1 rRNA gene is annotated in these 274 nt (G+C 43.8%); it reads right to left on the minus strand.

Features of this window, described 5'->3' with window-relative positions:
• Positions 1-109: ribosomal RNA gene (locus KJS58_RS25180) — 23S ribosomal RNA — on the minus strand; the annotation flags it as partial.
• Between the last annotated feature and the right edge of the window lie 165 nt (positions 110-274).

A 274-nucleotide genomic window follows, 5' to 3' on the forward strand; every position in this document is an offset into this window, starting at 1 on the left:
CCCGGATCAAAGCTTGCGTACAGCTCCCCGAGGCAGTATCGTTGTTCGCCACGTCCTTCATCGGCTCCTAGCGCCTAGGCATCCTCCGTGTGCTCTTAATAGCTTAACCATATTGTTCGGTGTTTTGGCTGAATCTCTCCAGTTGGCTTCGCCAAAAGTCGTTCTTCATCCAAAAACCTCACTCAGCAATCTATTAATCTTCACTTGTTTAACACAAGTTCAGCTTAAAGGATATTTCTAAAATCGCAAAATTGTTTCGTTATCTAGTTTTCAA

Origin of the sequence: Paenibacillus sp. J45TS6 (assembly GCF_018403285.1) — a bacterium.
GTDB lineage: Bacteria > Bacillota > Bacilli > Paenibacillales > Paenibacillaceae > Paenibacillus.